Source organism: Leifsonia sp. L25 (assembly GCF_050632895.1).
In genome coordinates this window covers 2,640,737-2,656,804 of the sequence record NZ_JBODRZ010000003.1, presented here as the reverse complement: position 1 = coordinate 2,656,804, position 16,068 = coordinate 2,640,737, and the positions used below count along the sequence as shown (strand labels likewise).

Below are 16,068 nucleotides of genomic sequence, written 5' to 3'. Positions count from 1 at the left end.
AGAGTCAGTCGGGTGACCGGGGTTTCCCGGCCACCCGACTGCGCTGCTTTACGGGCGGCTACTTGACGGAGCCACCAGCGGCGACGATCTTCTGCTCGGCGGAGCCGGAGACCTTGTCGACCGCAACGTTCAGCTTAACCGCAATGTCCCCGTTACCGAGAACCTTGACCTTCTCGTTCTTGCGGACGGCGCCCTTGGAGACGAGGTCGGCGATGGTGACATCGCCGCCGGCCGGGTACAGCTCGGCCAGCTTCTCGAGGTTGACCACCTGGTACTCGACGCGGAACGGGTTCTTGAACCCGCGCAGCTTCGGCGAACGCATGTGGAACGGGAGCTGACCGCCCTGGAAGCCCGGGCGGACCTGGTAGCGGGCCTTGGTGCCCTTCGTGCCACGGCCCGCGGTCTTGCCCTTGGAACCCTCACCGCGTCCGACGCGGGTCTTGTCCTTCTTGGCGCCCGCGGCGGGACGGAGGTGGTGCACCTTGAGGACCTGCTCGCGGGGCTCCGCGACGTCCTTCTTGGCCGGGGCCTTCTTCGCCGGAGCGGAGACGGTCTCGTCCTTGGTGGAGGCGGCGGCCTTGTCGGCAGCGGCCTTCGCCGGAGCCTTCTTGGCCGGAGCCTTCTTCTCGGTGCTTGCCTTCTTCTCGGCGGCCGGCTTCGCGGCGGCCTTCTCGGCGGCCGGCTTCGCGGCAGCCTTCTTGGTGGCCGGCTTCTCGGCAGCGGCCTCAGTGGTCGGCTTGTCGTCAGCCATTAGTCGATCTCCTCAACCTTCACCAGGTGAGCGACGGTGTTGACGTACCCGCGGTTCTGCGGGGTGTCCTCGCGGACGGTGACGTCACCGATGCGCTTCAGTCCCAGACTGCGCAGTGTGTCGCGCTGGTACTGCTTCTCGCTCACTTTCGACTTGATCTGCGTGATCTTCAGGCGCGCGGCCATCAGGCACCTACCTTCTCTGCCTTCTTGGCGGCAGCGGCTGCCTCAGCAGCCTCGGCCTCGGCACGCAGCAGGCGCGCGGGCGCGACCTGGTCGTAGTCGAGACCACGGCGAGCTGCGACGGCACGGGGCTCCTCGAGCTGCTGCAGCGCCTCGACGGTCGCGTGCACGATGTTGATCGTGTTGGACGAGCCGAGCGACTTGCTCAGCACGTCGTGGATGCCGGCGCACTCCAGGACGGCGCGCACCGGGCCACCGGCGATGACACCGGTACCGGCGGCGGCCGGACGCAGGAGGACGACGCCGGCGGCGGCCTCACCCTGCACCGGGTGCGGGATGGTGTTCCCGACGCGCGGGACGCGGAAGAAGTTCTTCTTCGCCTCCTCGACGCCCTTCGAGATCGCCAGCGGCACCTCGCGGGCCTTGCCGTAGCCGACGCCCACCAGGCCGTTGCCGTCGCCGACGACCACGAGAGCGGTGAAGCTGAAGCGACGACCGCCCTTCACGACCTTGGAGACGCGGTTGATGGTCACGACGCGCTCCAGGAACTGGCTCTTGTCGGCGTCACGGCTGCCGCGATCGCGGTTGGGGTTGCGCTCCCGGCCACCGCGGCGCGGCTCGCGCTCGCGGTTGTTGTCGGTCGACGCAGCGGTCTCGACCGGCTGCGCGGTCTCCGTTACCTCAGCGGCCACGGTCTGCTCCTTGTTGTTCTCGTCGCTCACAGGTCCAGCCCACCTTCACGAGCGCCTTCGGCGACGGCCGCAACGCGACCGGCGTACTTGCTGCCACCGCGGTCGAACACCACGGCCTCGACACCGGCGGTCTTGGCGCGCTCAGCGACCAGTTCACCGACCTTGCGGGCCTTGGCGGTCTTGTCACCCTCGAAGCCGCGCAAGTCGGACTCCATGGTCGACGCGGAGGCCAGCGTGTGGCCCTTGGCGTCGTCGACGACCTGCACGAAGACGTGACGGGCCGAACGGGTGACGACCAGGCGAGGACGGACCTCGGTGCCCACGATCTTCTTGCGAAGGCGGGTGTGGCGACGGTCGCGAGCGGCCGCCTTGCTCTTTCCTCTGGTACCCAGAGCCATGATTACTTACCAGCCTTTCCGGCCTTGCGACGAACGACCTCGCCGGCGTAACGCACACCCTTGCCCTTGTACGGCTCGGGCTTGCGGATCTTGCGGATGTTCGCGGCGACCTCGCCCACAGCCTGCTTGTCGATCCCGCTCACGGTGACCTTGTTGTTGCCCTCGACCGTGAACGTGATGCCGGCCGGCGGCTCGACGTTGACCGGGTGCGAGAAGCCGAGTGCGAACTCGACGCCCGCACCCTTCTGCGCGACGCGGTAACCGGTGCCGACGATCTCCAGGCCCTTCGAGTAGCCCTGGGTGACGCCGATGATGTTGTTGTTGATGAGCGTGCGGGTGAGGCCGTGGAGCGAACGCGATGCGCGCTCGTCGTCCGGACGGGTGACCAGGACCTGGCCCTCCTCCAGCTTCGCCTCGATCGGGCTCGCGACGGTGAGCGTGAGCTCGCCCTTCGGGCCCTTGACAGTGACGGTCTGGCCGTCGATCTTCACATCGACCCCAGCGGGGATGTCGATGGGCAGTCTTCCAATACGCGACATGGCGGGATCACCACACGTAGGCGAGGACTTCCCCACCCACGCCCTTCTTCTCAGCCTGGCGGTCCGTGAGGAGCCCCGAGGAGGTGGACAGGATGGCGACACCGAGGCCGCCGAGGACCTTGGGGAGCTCCGTGGACTTCGCGTAGACGCGGAGGCCGGGCTTGGAGACTCGCTTGATGCCCGCGATGGAGCGCTCACGGTTCGGACCGAACTTGAGGTTGAGCGTCAGGGTCTGGCCGACACGGGCGTCCGAGACCTCCCAGCCGGAGATGTAGCCCTCGGAGGTGAGGATCTCGGCGATGTGGGCCTTGAGCTTGGAGTGCGGCATCGACACGGTGTCGTGGTGCGCCGAGTTCGCGTTGCGCAGTCTGGTCAGCATGTCTGCGACCGGATCTGTCATCGTCATTGCGGTTTTCCTTTGTTCACCAGGTTTCGTGCAGCCGTTACACGACTGACGACCTGTGGTGGAAGTGGGCCGGCCGGGTGGCCGGCCCACAAAGAGACAAGACTACTAGAGTCAGTTGCTCGTCTCGTTCGAACGGAACGGGAACCCGAGCTGCTTGAGCAGCGCGCGACCCTCGTCGTCGTTCTTGGCGGTGGTCACGACCGTGATGTCCATACCGCGGACGCGGTCGATCCGGTCCTGGTTGATCTCGTGGAACATCGACTGCTCCGTGAGACCGAAGGTGTAGTTGCCGTTGCCGTCGAACTGCTTGTCGCTCAGGCCGCGGAAGTCCCGGATACGGGGCAGCGCGAGCGAGAGCAGGCGGTCGAGGAACTCCCACATGCGGTCGCCGCGCAGCGTGACGTGCGCGCCGATCGGCTGGCCCTCGCGCAGCTTGAACTGCGCGATGGACTTGCGGGCCTTGGTGACCTGCGGCTTCTGGCCGGTGATCAGGGTGAGGTCGTTGATCGCACCGTCGATCACCTTGCCGTCACGAGCAGCCTCGCCGACGCCCATGTTGACGACGATCTTCACGAGGCCGGGCACCTGGTGCACGTTCGTGAAGCCGAAGTCGCCCTTGAGCTGGGCGGAGATCTCGGTCTTGTACTTCTGCTTCAGGCGAGGCTGGATTTTGCCAGCACTCGTTGCAGTGTCCGTCATTACAGGTCCTTACCAGACTTCTTGGCGTAACGAACGCGGACCGTCTTGGTGACGCCGTCCTTCGTAACGGTCTCGGTGCGGAAGCCGACGCGGGTCGGCTTCTTGGTCTCGGGGTCGACGAGGGCCACGTTGGACACGTGGATCGACGCCTCGTGGGTCTCGATGCCGCCGGTCTTCGTGCCACGCTGCGTCTGTCCGACGCGCACGTGCTTGGTCACGAAGTTGACGCCCTCGACGATCACGCGGTTCTTCTCCACGAGGACCTCGATGACGCGACCCTGCTTGCCACGGTCGCCACCGCGGGCCTCCGAGCGGCCCGAGATGACCTGGACCAGGTCGCCCTTCTTGATGTTCGCCATGGTTACAGCACCTCCGGGGCCAGCGAGATGATCTTCATGAACTTCTTGTCGCGAAGCTCACGGCCGACCGGGCCGAAGATGCGGGTGCCACGGGGGTCACCGTCGTTCTTCAGGATCACGGCGGCGTTCTCGTCGAACTTGATGTAGGAGCCGTCCGGGCGGCGGGTGTTCTTCCGCACGCGCACGACGACCGCCTTGACGACATCGCCCTTCTTGACGTTGCCGCCGGGGATCGCATCCTTGACCGTGGCGACGATGACGTCACCGAGGCCGGCGTAGCGACGGCTGGAGCCGCCGAGGACGCGGATGGTGAGAAGCTCCTTGGCGCCGGTGTTGTCGGCGACCTTGAGTCGGGATTCCTGCTGAATCACTTGGCCTTCTCCAGAATCTCAACCAGGCGCCACCGCTTGGAGGCGCTCAGCGGACGGGTCTCGTTGATGAGAACGAGGTCGCCGATGCCGGCGGCGTTGTTCTCGTCGTGCGCCTTCACCTTGGAGGTGCGGCGGAGGACCTTGCCGTACAGGGGGTGCTTCACGCGGTCTTCGACCTCGACGACGATGGTCTTGTCCATCTTGTCGCTGACGACGTACCCGCGACGGGCCTTGCGGTAACCACGGACGATGGCCTCGTCGGCCGCCGCCGCGGCCGCAGCCTTGGTGGTCTCAGCCATTACTTGGCCTCCTCAGTCTCGGTCTCGGCGACGTCGGCCACGGGGGCCTCCTTCTTCGCCTTGCTCTTCTTCTCTGCTTTCGCAGGCGCGACCTCGGCCGGAGCCGGGGTCGCCCGGATCCCGAGCTCGCGCTCGCGGATCACGGTGTAGATACGAGCGATGTCGCGCTTGACCGCACGCAGGCGGCCGTGGCTCTCGAGCTGACCGGTGGCCGACTGGAAGCGCAGGTTGAACAACTCTTCCTTGGCCTTCTTCAGCTCGTCGACCAGACGCTCGTCTTCAAAGGTGTCGAGCTCGCTGGGAGCGAGCTCCTTGGTGCCGATCGCCATTACGCGTCGCCCTCCTCGCGCTTGATGATGCGTGCCTTGAGGGGCAGCTTGTGGATTGCACGGGTCATGGCCTCACGAGCGAGTTCCTCGGAGACGCCGGAGACCTCGAAGAGGACCCGACCCGGCTTGACGTTCGCGACCCACCACTCGGGCGAACCCTTACCGGAACCCATTCGGGTCTCGGCCGGCTTCTTCGTGAGCGGACGGTCCGGGTAGATGTTGATCCACACCTTGCCGCCACGCTTGATGTGACGCGTCATGGCGATACGAGCGGACTCGATCTGACGGTTGGTCACGTAAGCGGGCGTCAGGGCCTGGATGCCGAACTCGCCGAAGGAGACCTTCGTGCCACCGGTCGCCTGGCCGCTACGGCCGGGGTGGTGCTGCTTGCGGTGCTTGACTCTGCGTGGGATCAACATGGTTATGCCTCAACTCCTGCTGCGGCCGGCGCGCTCTCGGCGGCGGGAGCGTTGCCCCGGCCACCGCCGCGACGCGGACGGTCACGGTCGTTGCGCTCGCGCGACGGCTTCTGGTTGGCCTGCTCGCGAGCAAGCTCCTTGTTCGTGATGTCGCCCTTGTAGATCCACACCTTGACACCGATGCGACCGAAGGTGGTCTTGGCCTCGTAGAAGCCGTAGTCGATGTTGGCGCGAAGCGTGTGCAGAGGCACACGGCCCTCGCGGTAGAACTCCGAGCGGCTCATCTCGGCGCCGCCGAGGCGGCCCGACACCTGGATGCGGACACCCTTGGCGCCGGCGCGCTGCGCGCCCTGCAGGCCCTTGCGCATCGCGCGGCGGAACGCCACACGTGCAGCGAGCTGCTCGGCGATGCCCTGCGCGACGAGCTGAGCGTCGGCCTCGGGGTTCTTGACCTCGAGGATGTTGAGCTGGATCTGCTTGCCCGAGAGCTTCTCGAGGTCGGAGCGGATGCGCTCCGCCTCGGCGCCACGACGACCGATCACGATGCCCGGACGGGCGGTGTGGATGTCGACGCGGACGCGGTCGCGGGTGCGCTCGATCTCGATGCGGGACACGCCCGCGCGGTCGAGCGACGTCTTCAGCAGGGTGCGGATCTTGACGTCCTCAGCGAGGTAGTCGCTGTAACGCTGACCCTTCTTCGTGCTGTCGGAGAACCAGCGCGACACGTGGTCGGTGGTGATTCCCAGACGGAAGCCGTAGGGGTTTACTTTCTGACCCATTAGTTGGTCACCTTCTTCACGGTGCTGGCCTTCCTGACTGGCTTGGCGTCCTGAACCTCATCCGGCGTCGCGAGGACGATCGTGATGTGGCTGGTGCGCTTGTTGATGCGGAAGGCGCGGCCCTGCGCACGCGGCTGGAACCGCTTGAGGGTCGTGCCCTCGTCCACGAAGGCGCGGCTCACGTACAGGTCCTGCTCGTCCAGGTAGGTGTTGCTCTGGTCGGCCTTGACACGCGCGTTGGCGATCGCCGAGGCGACGAGCTTGTAGACCGGCTCGCTCGCGCTCTGCGGGGCGAACTTCAGGATGGCCAGGGCCTCCTGGGCCTGCTTGCCGCGGATCAGGTTGACGACGCGGCGGGCCTTCATGGGGGTGACGCGGATGTGACGCACGCGTGCGATCGACTCCACCATTTCTCTCCTCCTTACGCCACCGCGTTAGCGGCGGCGACCCTTCTTGTCGTCCTTCACGTGACCACGGAAGGTGCGGGTCGGCGCGAACTCGCCGAGCTTGTGACCGACCATGGTCTCGGTGACGAACACCGGGATGTGCTTGCGACCGTCGTGCACCGCGATCGTGTGACCCAGCATGGCCGGGACGATCATCGAGCGGCGCGACCAGGTCTTGATCACGTTCTTGCTGTTGGCCTCGTTCGCGGCGACCACCTTGCGAAACAGGTGCTCGTCGACGAAGGGGCCCTTCTTGAGACTGCGTGGCATCTTCTCGAACTCCTACTTACGCTTCTTGCCGGCGTTACGGCGGCGGACGATGAGCTTGTCGCTTTCCTTGTTGGGGTGGCGCGTACGGCCTTCCTTCTGACCCCACGGGCTGACCGGGTGGCGACCACCGGAGGTCTTGCCCTCACCACCACCGTGCGGGTGGTCGATCGGGTTCATCGCGACACCGCGGACGGTCGGGCGGACGCCCTTCCAGCGCATGCGGCCGGCCTTGCCCCAGTTGATGTTCGACTGCTCGGCGTTGCCGACCTCGCCGATCGTGGCGCGGCAGCGCGCGTCCACGTTGCGGACCTCGCCCGAGGGGAGGCGCAGCTGGGCGTAGGGGCCGTCCTTCGCGACGAGACGCACCGAGGCACCGGCGGAGCGGGCCATCTTGGCGCCACCGCCCGGCTTCAGCTCGATCGCGTGCACGACGGTACCGGTCGGGATGTTGCGCAGCGGCAGGTTGTTGCCCGGCTTGATGTCCGAGCCGGCGCCCGACTCGACCACGTCGCCCTGCTTCAGCCCGGCCGGAGCCAGGATGTAGCGCTTGGTGCCGTCCACGAAGTGGAGCAGCGCGATGCGCGCGGTGCGGTTGGGGTCGTACTCGATGTGCGCGACCTTGGCGTTGACGCCGTCCTTGTCGTTGCGACGGAAGTCGATCACACGGTACTGGCGCTTGTGGCCACCACCGATGTGACGGGTCGTGATGCGGCCCTGGTTGTTGCGGCCACCGGTCTTCGACAGCGGACGGAGAAGGGACTTCTCCGGCGTCGAGCGGGTGATCTCGGCGAAATCGGCGACCGAGGAGCCGCGACGACCGGGGGTCGTGGGCTTGTAGTTACGAATAGCCATGTCTGTCTTCCTCTAGTCTCAGCCGACGGCCGTGAAGATGTCGATGGATCCGGACTTCAGCGTGACGATGGCACGCTTGGTGTCCTTGCGCTTGCCGGTGCCGAACTTGGTGCGGCGGGTCTTGCCCTGACGGTTCAGGGTGTTCACCGACGCGACCTCGACCTTGAAGATCGACTCGATGGCGAGCTTGATCTCGGTCTTGTTCGAACGCGTGTCGACGAGGAAGGTGTACTTGCCCTCGTCGATCAGGCCGTAGCTCTTCTCAGAGACGACCGGGGCGATGATGATGTCGCGCGGGTCCTTGTTGACGGCGGTCATTACGCGTTCACCTCTTCCTTCTTGCTCTTGGCCGCGATGAAGCCCTCGAGCGCCGCCTGCGAGAAGACGATGTCGTCGCTCACCAGGACGTCGTAGGCGTTCAGCTGGTCGTAGGTCAGCACGTGCACGGACGGGACGTTGCGCACGCTCTTGAAAGCGAGCTCGTCGTCGCGCTCCAGCACCACGAGGACGTGGCGCGAGGTGGCGACGCCGCTGAGCAGCTCCACGACGGCCTTGGTCGAGGGGACCTCGCCGACCGTGAACGCCTGCACGGCGTGGATGCGGCTGCCGCGGGCGCGGTCCGAGAGGGCGCCGAGCAGAGCAGCGGCGATCATCTTCTTCGGGGTGCGCTGCGAGTAGTCGCGCGGGTTCGGTCCGTGGACGACGCCACCACCGGTCATCTGAGGGGCGCGGATCGAGCCCTGACGAGCGCGGCCGGTGCCCTTCTGCTTGAACGGCTTGCGGCCGGCGCCGGAGACCTCGCCACGACCCTTGGTCTTGTGGGTGCCCTGGCGCGCTGCGGCGAGCTGGGCGGTCACGACCTGGTGGATCAGCGGGATGTTGGTCTGAACGTCGAACAGGGAGTCCGGAAGCTCGATGGAGCCGGCCTTCTTGCCCTTGAGGTCGACGACGTCAATCGAGGTAGCCATTTACTCAGGCCCCCTTCACTGCGTTGCGGACGAAAACGATGCGGCCACGAGCGCCGGGAACGGCGCCCTTGACGAGCAGCAGGCCCTTCTCGGCGTCGACGGCCTGGACCTTGAGGTTCAGGACGGTCACGCGCTCGCCACCCATGCGACCGGCCATGCGCATGCCCTTGAAGACACGGCTCGGGGTCGAGGAGGCGCCGATGGAGCCCGGCTTGCGGTGGTTGCGGTGCGCACCGTGAGAGGCGGAGACGCCCTTGAAGTTGTGGCGCTTCATGACACCGGCGAAGCCCTTGCCCTTGGAGGTGCCGACGACGTCGACCAGCTGGCCGGCCTCGAAGGTGGCGTCCACGGTGAGCTCCTGGCCGGCCGAGTACTCGGCGGCGTCAGCGGTGCGGACCTCGGTCAGGTGACGGCGCGGCGTGACGCCGGCCTTGTCGAAGTGGCCGCCGGCGGGCTTGTTGACCTTGCGCGGGTCGATCTGGCCGTAGGCGATCTGGACGGCGTTGTAGCCGTCGACCTCGGGGGTGCGGACCTGGGTCACGACGTTCGGCGTGATCTCGATGACGGTCACGGGGATGAGCTTGTTGTTCTCGTCCCAGACCTGGGTCATGCCGAGCTTCTTGCCGAGAAGTCCCTTGGAGGTCTTGGTGTCGATGTTGGACATAGCGGCACTCCCCCTCAGAGCTTGATCTCGATGTTGACGTCGGCGGGCAGGTCGAGACGCATGAGCGAGTCGACGGCCTTCGGCGTCGGGTCGATGATGTCGATCAGCCGCTTGTGCGTGCGCATCTCGAAGTGCTCACGGCTGTCCTTGTACTTGTGGGGCGAACGGATGACGCACACCACGTTCTTCTCGGTGGGAAGCGGCACCGGGCCGACGACGGTCGCGCCTGCACGGGTCACCGTGTCGACGATCTTGCGCGCCGAGGTGTCGATGACCTCGTGGTCATACGACTTAAGCCGAATGCGGATCTTCTGTCCCGCCATGTCTGACTCTCTCTCTTGTTATGGCGTCGTACGAGACGGATCTCTCGAACCGTTCTCGCATTGGACGCAGTGCGACGTACGCGTGGGAAACGCCACTATTCTTCTGTCAACTCACCGCACGCCTCGAGGCACAGGAGTTCCCTGCGTTTCGAGGATGTCGATTGTGAGCATGTCCTGCTGCCTGCGGCCTAACCTCCGACCACGGGCCCGAAGGCACCTGTGGCGGGTTATGCACTGCCTGGCAGTGATCCGTCCGAAGCGCACGTAAGCGCGCTCGTTCCGAAATGTTGAACCAGACAAGTTTGCCAGATTCACGGCGATGCTGCAACCCGGGCGTGTCGCGGGTGAGCGGGACGCTGTGGAAATCCCTCCACAGGCGCGTGTTCTGGGCGAGTTCTCCCCAGATTTCCGCCGCCCCCACCTGCGATCGGGCGCCCCTCGGCAGGCTGGTCGACATGACAGCACTGCACGACTCCTCCAGCCCCGCGCGACTCCACCGCCGGCGCCTCCGCACCGTCGAGCCGGGGCGGCACCCCACGCTCCAGCAGGTCGGCCGGGCGCGGTCGCGGAGGGAGCAGCTCGAACGACTGCAGCTCTTCTCCGCGACGCGGGCTCGACCGCCGGTGTTCGCGTTCTGGTCTGCGGCGCTCGTCCACGGGCTTCCCCTGCTCAACGCTCCCCGGCGAGCACCCACGTCGTCGCCGCGGGGTCATCGCAGAGCGCCGCGCACGGCGTCGTCTCACATCGGCGGAGCGAGGGGGCGACGACGGTGCCCAAGCACGGGCTGCAGGTGACGCCGGTCGCCGAGACAGTGGCGGCGCTGGCCGGGCGGACGTCGTTCCTGGAAGGGGTCGTGCTCGCCGACCATGCCCTGAACGCCGGAGAGTTCGGCGAGCGGGTGCCGCTCACGTCCCGAGCGGAGCTCGTCGGCGCAGCCGAACTGCTGATCGACCCGGCGGAGCGGCGGCGGGCGCTCGCGGTCGCGCGGTTCGCGGACGGGCGTGCAGAGTCACCGCTCGAATCGGTGAGTCGGTCGACGATGGCGCTCGCGGGGGCTCCGCCGCCGGATCTTCAGGTCCAGGCGCGCGATCTGTTCGGCGTGTTAGGGCGGCTCGACTTCTGCTGGCCCGGACTCGGGATCGCCGGCGAGGCGGACGGGGCAGAGAAGCTGCAGCATCTGGTGTTCCGGCGGTTCCCCGAGGTTCGGCAGGAGCTGGCGGCGCGGGCGGAGCGAGACCGACGGATCGAGCAGACCGGGCTGCGGGTCATCCGCTGGCGCTGGGCCACCGGGCGGCGCTTCGATCTGATGCGGGAGTTCCTGCTGCGCGAGGGCATGCCGCTCGACCCACGGTCGCGGGTCCGCGAGCTCGGGCTGGGGCCGTGAACGCGGAAAGCGGGACCGGCGTTCGCCGGTCCCGCTCCGAACGGCGCCTCGCGCCGCCGCTCTCGTGGTTCCAAGACCGCCTAGGCGGTGTCCGAACTCTTCGTCCGTGCTCCGGTCAGCGGCTTGGTCTGGTTTGCGAGGTCCATGCTCACCATAGGCAGTCTCCCTTCGTCGACGGACCCGTTCGGTTGAAACGGTGCGTCAATTCTGCGCCCGACCCGGCGAGAGGTAAACCCCTGGTGACGAACCATCCGGAAATACAGGCCCCGGAACAGCGGTACACGGAAACACGAACCCCGGAAACGCCGAAGAGGGCCGGGCCCGAAGGCCCGACCCTCTCACAAGGAAGTCGCGGGGACTTACTTGTTGATCTTGGTCACCGTACCGGCGCCCACGGTGCGGCCACCCTCACGGATGGCGAAGCCGAGGCCCTCCTCCATGGCGATCGGCTGGATGAGCTCGACCGACATGTCGGTGGTGTCGCCGGGCATGACCATCTCGGTGCCCTCGGGCAGCGAGATGACGCCGGTGACGTCGGTGGTACGGAAGTAGAACTGCGGGCGGTAGTTCGTGTAGAAGGGGTTGTGACGGCCACCCTCCTCCTTCGAGAGGATGTAGGCGGTGCCCTCGAAGTTGGTGTGCGGCGTGACGGAACCCGGCTTCACGACGACCTGGCCGCGCTCCACGTCCTCGCGCTTGGTGCCGCGGAGGAGCAGACCACAGTTCTCGCCGGCCCAGGCCTCGTCGAGCTGCTTGTGGAACATCTCGATACCCGTGACCGTGGTCTTCTGCGTCGGGCGGATGCCGACGATCTCGACCTCGGAGTTGATGGCGAGGGTGCCACGCTCGGCGCGACCGGTGACGACGGTGCCACGACCGGTGATCGTGAAGACGTCCTCGATCGGCATCAGGAACGGCTTGTCCTTGTCGCGCACCGGGTCCGGGATGGACTCGTCGACGGCGTCCATGAGGTCGAGGACCGACTGGACCCACTTCTCGTCGCCCTCGAGAGCCTTGAGGCCCGAGACGCGCACGACCGGGGCGTTGTCGCCGTCGAAGTCCTGGCTGGAGAGCAGCTCGCGGACCTCGAGCTCGACGAGCTCCAGGATCTCCTCGTCGTCGACCATGTCGGACTTGTTCAGCGCGACGAGCAGGTACGGAACGCCGACCTGCTTGGCCAGCAGCACGTGCTCGCGGGTCTGAGCCATCGGACCGTCGGTGGCGGCGACCACGAGGATCGCGCCGTCCATCTGAGCGGCACCGGTGATCATGTTCTTGATGTAGTCGGCGTGACCCGGGGCGTCGACGTGCGCGTAGTGGCGCTTCGGGGTCTCGTACTCGACGTGCGAGATGTTGATCGTGATACCACGCTGACGCTCTTCCGGCGCCGAGTCGATCGACGCGAAGTCGCGCTGCACGTTGGTCGCCGACGGGTACTTGTCAGCAAGCACCTTGGAGATCGCCGCGGTGAGCGTCGTCTTGCCGTGGTCGACGTGACCGATGGTTCCGATGTTCACGTGCGGCTTAGTCCGCTCGAACTTGGCCTTAGCCACTGTGGTCCTCCTCAGGACTCTCGTGCAGACACCCCGGTCGACGGATTTCGACCGGAGGGTCTACGGGATTGGTTTCTTATGTTACGGGATGTTGCCTGGGAGCAGCGACCGAGGTCACTCGCCCTTGCTCTTCTGGACGATCTCGTCGGCGACAGCCTTCGGGACCTCCGCGTAGCTGTCGAACTGCATCGAGTACACCGCGCGGCCCGAGGTCTTGGACCGCAGGTCGCCGATGTAGCCGAACATCTCGGACAGCGGGACGTTGGCGCGCACGACCTTGACGCCGCTCGCGTCCTCCATGGACTGGATCTGTCCACGGCGGGAGTTGAGGTCGCCGATGACGTCGCCCATGTACTCCTCCGGCGTACGCACCTCGACCGCCATGAGCGGCTCGAGGAGCACCGGGTTCGCCTTGCGAGCAGCCTCCTTGTAGGCCATCGAGCCGGCGATCTTGAACGCCATCTCCGAGGAGTCGACGTCGTGCGACGCACCGTCGACGAGTATCGCCTTGACACCCACCGTCGGGAAGCCGGCGAGCACGCCGACCTGCATCGCGTCCTGGATGCCCGCGTCGACCGAGGGGATGTACTCGCGCGGGACGCGACCGCCGGTGACGGCGTTCACGAACTCGTACGAGGTCTCCGGGGTCACCTCGAGCGGCTCCAGGGTGATCTGCACCTTAGCGAACTGACCGGAACCACCGGTCTGCTTCTTGTGGGTGTAGTCGTACTTCTCCACCGTGCGGCGAAGGGTCTCGCGGTAGGCCACCTGGGGCTTGCCGACGTTCGCCTCGACGTTGAACTCGCGCTTCATGCGGTCCACGAGGATGTCGAGGTGCAGCTCGCCCATGCCCTTGATGACCGTCTGACCGGTCTCCTGGTTCTGCTCGGTGCGGAACGTCGGGTCTTCCTCGGCGAGCTTCTGGATGGCCGTGCCGAGCTTCTCCTGGTCGGCCTTGGTCTTCGGCTCGATGGCGACCTCGATCACGGGCTCCGGGAAGGTCATCGACTCGAGCACGACCTGGTGGTCCGGGTCGCTCAGGGTGTCGCCCGTGGTGGTGTCCTTGAGGCCGATCACCGCATAGATGTTGCCTGCGGTGACGTAGTCGACCGGGTTCTCCTTGTTGGCGTGCATCTGGAAGATCTTGCCGATGCGCTCCTTCTTGCCCTTGGTCGAGTTCACGACCGCGGCGCCCGAGTCGACACGACCCGAGTACACGCGCACGTAGGTCAGACGGCCGAAGAACGGGTGGACGGCGACCTTGAACGCGAGGGCCGAGAAGGGCTCGGTGGCGTCGGCGTGGCGCAGGATGACCTGCTCCTCGTCGCGCGGGTTGTGCGCCTCGATGGCGGGCACGTCGAGCGGCGACGGGAGGTAGTCGATCACGGCGTCGAGCATCGGCTGGACACCGCGGTTCTTGAACGCCGAGCCGCAGAGGACCGGGTAGATCTCGTTGTTCACGGTGAGCTTGCGGATCGCGGCCTTGATCTCCGGGATGGTGATCTCCTCGCCGCCGAAGAACTTCTCGAGCAGCGCGTCGTCGGTCTCGGCGACGGTCTCGAGCAGGCGGTTGCGGTACTCCTCGGCCTTCTCCTGAAGGTCGGCGGGGATCTCCTGCACCTCGTACTTGGCGCCCATGGTCACGTCGCCCTTGGCGTCGCCCGGCCAGACCAGCGCGCGCATCTCGACCAGGTCGACGACGCCGACGAAGTCGGACTCGGCGCCGATCGGGAGCTGCATCACCAGCGGCTTGGCGCCGAGGCGGGACACGATGGTGTCGACGGTGAAGTAGAAGTCGGCGCCCAGCTTGTCCATCTTGTTGACGAAGCAGATACGCGGGACGACGTACTTGTCGGCCTGACGCCACACGGTCTCCGACTGGGGCTCGACGCCCTCCTTCGCGTCGAAGACGGCGACGGCACCGTCGAGCACGCGGAGCGAGCGCTCCACCTCGACGGTGAAGTCGACGTGACCCGGGGTGTCGATGATGTTGATCTGGTTCTTGTTCCAGAAGCAGGTGACCGCGGCGGACGTGATGGTGATGCCGCGCTCCTTCTCCTGCTCCATCCAGTCGGTGGTCGAGGCGCCGTCGTGCGTCTCACCGATCTTGTGGTTGACGCCCGTGTAGAACAGGATGCGCTCGGTCGTGGTGGTCTTGCCGGCATCGATGTGGGCCATGATGCCGATGTTGCGGACCTTATGCAGGTCGGTGAGCACGTCCTGTGCCACAGGGTTCCTCCGGAAAGTAGAGAGTGGAAGGGGTGCCGCCCGGGCGCGGCACTGCGAGGAGCGCAGCGCCCGGACGACGAAGAGTTTCTACCAGCGGTAGTGGGCGAAGGCCTTGTTCGACTCGGCCATCTTGTGCGTGTCCTCGCGGCGCTTGACAGCGGCGCCCAGACCGTTGGACGCGTCGAGGATCTCGTTGGTGAGACGCTCGGTCATCGTCTTCTCGCGACGGCCCTTGGCGTAGCTGGTGAGCCAGCGCAGCGCCAGGGTGTTCGCGCGGTGCGGCTTGACCTCGACCGGCACCTGGTAGGTCGAGCCGCCGACGCGGCGGCTGCGGACCTCGAGGGTCGGGCGGATGTTGTCGAGCGCCTTCTTGAGCGTGGCGACGGCGTCCTGGCCGTTCTTCGAGGAGACACCCTCGAGCGCGTCGTAGACGATGCGCTCGGCGAGGCCCTTCTTGCCGTCGAGGAGGATCTTGTTGACGAGCTGGCTGACGACCGGCGAGCCGTAGACCGGGTCGGCGACGACGGGGCGCTTCGGAGCGGGACCCTTGCGAGGCATTACTTCTTCTCCATCTTCGCGCCGTAGCGGCTGCGAGCCTGCTTGCGGTTCTTGACGGCCTGGGTGTCGAGGGCGCCGCGGACGATCTTGTAGCGGACGCCGGGCAGGTCCTTCACACGGCCGCCGCGGACGAGCACCATCGAGTGCTCCTGCAGGTTGTGGCCCTCACCGGGGATGTACGCGGTGACCTCGGTCCCGTTCGAGAGCTTGACGCGGGCGACCTTGCGGAGCGCCGAGTTCGGCTTCTTGGGGGTGGTGGTGTAGACACGGGTGCACACGCCGCGCTGCTGGGGGTTGGACTTCAGGGCGGGAGCCTTGGTCTTGGTGACCTTCGGCGTCCGGCCCTTCCGAACCAACTGCTGAATGGTTGGCACTGAACTTCTCCTTATATGGACTGCACGGTGACAGTTGTTGCTCTTTCCCCGCACCCCGAGCGACCCGCTTCGCGGGCGATCAGGAGTTGGGAAGTATCGGACCGATGGCCGATATGCCGTGGGGGCGGTGATTCCGTGCGGTCTCTCCGCCCATCGGATGAGTACGTGCCGGCCCGCTCGGTGTCGGCTCTCGCGAGCACACAACAAGCGCGCGTCAGAGCGCA

25 protein-coding genes are annotated in these 16,068 nt (G+C 66.4%); 1 reads left to right on the top strand and 24 read right to left on the bottom strand.

The genetic code is table 11. The annotated features are described in order from the left end of the window. Window positions 1-58: 58 nt before the first annotated feature. The 20 genes from rplO to rpsJ all read right to left on the bottom strand — a co-directional run bounded on the left by rplO (window position 59) and on the right by rpsJ (window position 9,746). Complete coding sequence (gene rplO / locus ACRAWC_RS17375) at window positions 59-751, bottom strand: 50S ribosomal protein L15 (RefSeq protein WP_431348844.1); 693 nt, start codon at window positions 749-751, stop codon at window positions 59-61. Next, window positions 751-936: a 50S ribosomal protein L30 gene (gene rpmD / locus ACRAWC_RS17370; protein ID WP_185276507.1), complete on the bottom strand. Its 186-nt coding sequence runs from the start codon at window positions 934-936 to the stop codon at window positions 751-753. Before rpmD ends, rplO begins: the two co-directional genes overlap by 1 nt. Next, on the bottom strand, window positions 936-1,655 hold the full coding sequence (gene rpsE, locus ACRAWC_RS17365) for a 30S ribosomal protein S5 (protein ID WP_179605009.1): 720 nt from the start codon (window positions 1,653-1,655) through the stop codon (window positions 936-938). The genes rpmD and rpsE overlap by 1 nt, the downstream gene beginning before the upstream one ends. Continuing rightward, window positions 1,652-2,023 carry a 50S ribosomal protein L18 gene (gene rplR / locus ACRAWC_RS17360; RefSeq protein ID WP_431348843.1) on the bottom strand — a complete coding sequence of 124 codons (372 nt, stop codon included), beginning with the start codon at window positions 2,021-2,023 and terminating at the stop codon, window positions 1,652-1,654. The genes rpsE and rplR overlap by 4 nt, the downstream gene beginning before the upstream one ends. A 2-nt stretch (window positions 2,024-2,025) precedes the next feature. Then, window positions 2,026-2,562, bottom strand: coding sequence for a 50S ribosomal protein L6 (gene rplF / locus ACRAWC_RS17355; protein WP_431348842.1), 537 nt, complete (start codon window positions 2,560-2,562; stop codon window positions 2,026-2,028). A 7-nt stretch (window positions 2,563-2,569) separates the two neighbouring features. Beyond that, window positions 2,570-2,968, bottom strand: a complete 399-nt coding sequence (gene rpsH / locus ACRAWC_RS17350; protein WP_426625139.1) for a 30S ribosomal protein S8 — start codon at window positions 2,966-2,968, stop codon at window positions 2,570-2,572. Between the two features lie 111 nt (window positions 2,969-3,079). Further along, the gene (rplE, locus tag ACRAWC_RS17345) at window positions 3,080-3,667 is read right to left on the bottom strand and encodes a 50S ribosomal protein L5 (RefSeq protein WP_431348841.1); all 588 of its coding nucleotides are present in this window, start codon (window positions 3,665-3,667) and stop codon (window positions 3,080-3,082) included. Continuing rightward, window positions 3,667-4,026 (bottom strand): 50S ribosomal protein L24, encoded by a 360-nt coding sequence (gene rplX, locus ACRAWC_RS17340; protein ID WP_426625141.1) that lies wholly within the window; start codon window positions 4,024-4,026, stop codon window positions 3,667-3,669. The genes rplE and rplX overlap by 1 nt, the downstream gene beginning before the upstream one ends. 2 nt (window positions 4,027-4,028) lie before the next feature. Further along, a complete protein-coding gene (rplN, locus tag ACRAWC_RS17335) occupies window positions 4,029-4,397 on the bottom strand; it encodes a 50S ribosomal protein L14 (RefSeq protein WP_021759574.1) in 369 nt (122 codons plus the stop codon). Beyond that, window positions 4,394-4,696, bottom strand: coding sequence for a 30S ribosomal protein S17 (gene rpsQ / locus ACRAWC_RS17330; RefSeq protein WP_431348840.1), 303 nt, complete (start codon window positions 4,694-4,696; stop codon window positions 4,394-4,396). The genes rplN and rpsQ overlap by 4 nt, the downstream gene beginning before the upstream one ends. After that, window positions 4,696-5,025 carry a 50S ribosomal protein L29 gene (gene rpmC / locus ACRAWC_RS17325; RefSeq protein WP_431348839.1) on the bottom strand — a complete coding sequence of 110 codons (330 nt, stop codon included), beginning with the start codon at window positions 5,023-5,025 and terminating at the stop codon, window positions 4,696-4,698. Before rpmC ends, rpsQ begins: the two co-directional genes overlap by 1 nt. Next, complete coding sequence (gene rplP, locus ACRAWC_RS17320) at window positions 5,025-5,444, bottom strand: 50S ribosomal protein L16 (protein ID WP_055894786.1); 420 nt, start codon at window positions 5,442-5,444, stop codon at window positions 5,025-5,027. Before rplP ends, rpmC begins: the two co-directional genes overlap by 1 nt. A 2-nt stretch (window positions 5,445-5,446) precedes the next feature. Continuing rightward, window positions 5,447-6,223, bottom strand: a complete 777-nt coding sequence (gene rpsC, locus ACRAWC_RS17315; RefSeq protein ID WP_431348838.1) for a 30S ribosomal protein S3 — start codon at window positions 6,221-6,223, stop codon at window positions 5,447-5,449. After that, a complete protein-coding gene (gene rplV / locus ACRAWC_RS17310; RefSeq protein ID WP_431348837.1) occupies window positions 6,223-6,633 on the bottom strand; it encodes a 50S ribosomal protein L22 in 411 nt (136 codons plus the stop codon). The genes rpsC and rplV overlap by 1 nt, the downstream gene beginning before the upstream one ends. A 24-nt stretch (window positions 6,634-6,657) precedes the next feature. Continuing rightward, window positions 6,658-6,939: a 30S ribosomal protein S19 gene (rpsS, locus tag ACRAWC_RS17305; RefSeq protein WP_018191964.1), complete on the bottom strand. Its 282-nt coding sequence runs from the start codon at window positions 6,937-6,939 to the stop codon at window positions 6,658-6,660. A 12-nt stretch (window positions 6,940-6,951) separates the two neighbouring features. Further along, complete coding sequence (rplB, locus tag ACRAWC_RS17300) at window positions 6,952-7,791, bottom strand: 50S ribosomal protein L2 (protein WP_185276501.1); 840 nt, start codon at window positions 7,789-7,791, stop codon at window positions 6,952-6,954. An 18-nt stretch (window positions 7,792-7,809) separates the two neighbouring features. Beyond that, window positions 7,810-8,109 (bottom strand): 50S ribosomal protein L23, encoded by a 300-nt coding sequence (rplW, locus tag ACRAWC_RS17295; protein WP_431348836.1) that lies wholly within the window; start codon window positions 8,107-8,109, stop codon window positions 7,810-7,812. After that, window positions 8,109-8,759, bottom strand: a complete 651-nt coding sequence (gene rplD / locus ACRAWC_RS17290; protein WP_431348835.1) for a 50S ribosomal protein L4 — start codon at window positions 8,757-8,759, stop codon at window positions 8,109-8,111. Before rplD ends, rplW begins: the two co-directional genes overlap by 1 nt. A 4-nt stretch (window positions 8,760-8,763) precedes the next feature. Continuing rightward, window positions 8,764-9,423 carry a 50S ribosomal protein L3 gene (rplC, locus tag ACRAWC_RS17285; protein WP_345834046.1) on the bottom strand — a complete coding sequence of 220 codons (660 nt, stop codon included), beginning with the start codon at window positions 9,421-9,423 and terminating at the stop codon, window positions 8,764-8,766. Between the two features lie 14 nt (window positions 9,424-9,437). After that, window positions 9,438-9,746 (bottom strand): 30S ribosomal protein S10, encoded by a 309-nt coding sequence (gene rpsJ / locus ACRAWC_RS17280; protein WP_005050520.1) that lies wholly within the window; start codon window positions 9,744-9,746, stop codon window positions 9,438-9,440. Window positions 9,747-10,515: 769 nt separating this feature from the next. Here rpsJ and ACRAWC_RS17275 point away from each other — a divergent pair. Beyond that, window positions 10,516-11,130 (top strand): hypothetical protein, encoded by a 615-nt coding sequence (locus tag ACRAWC_RS17275; RefSeq protein WP_431348834.1) that lies wholly within the window; start codon window positions 10,516-10,518, stop codon window positions 11,128-11,130. Window positions 11,131-11,489: 359 nt separating this feature from the next. Here the strand turns inward: ACRAWC_RS17275 and tuf are convergent, their stop codons facing one another. The 4 genes from tuf to rpsL all read right to left on the bottom strand — a co-directional run bounded on the left by tuf (window position 11,490) and on the right by rpsL (window position 15,844). Next, window positions 11,490-12,683, bottom strand: a complete 1,194-nt coding sequence (tuf, locus tag ACRAWC_RS17270) for an elongation factor Tu (protein WP_055913937.1) — start codon at window positions 12,681-12,683, stop codon at window positions 11,490-11,492. A gap of 114 nt (window positions 12,684-12,797) precedes the next feature. Beyond that, complete coding sequence (gene fusA, locus ACRAWC_RS17265) at window positions 12,798-14,912, bottom strand: elongation factor G (protein WP_369962261.1); 2,115 nt, start codon at window positions 14,910-14,912, stop codon at window positions 12,798-12,800. A gap of 87 nt (window positions 14,913-14,999) precedes the next feature. Further along, the gene (gene rpsG, locus ACRAWC_RS17260; RefSeq protein ID WP_431348833.1) at window positions 15,000-15,470 is read right to left on the bottom strand and encodes a 30S ribosomal protein S7; all 471 of its coding nucleotides are present in this window, start codon (window positions 15,468-15,470) and stop codon (window positions 15,000-15,002) included. Further along, complete coding sequence (rpsL, locus tag ACRAWC_RS17255; protein ID WP_055913929.1) at window positions 15,470-15,844, bottom strand: 30S ribosomal protein S12; 375 nt, start codon at window positions 15,842-15,844, stop codon at window positions 15,470-15,472. The genes rpsG and rpsL overlap by 1 nt, the downstream gene beginning before the upstream one ends. Window positions 15,845-16,068 lie beyond the last annotated feature (224 nt).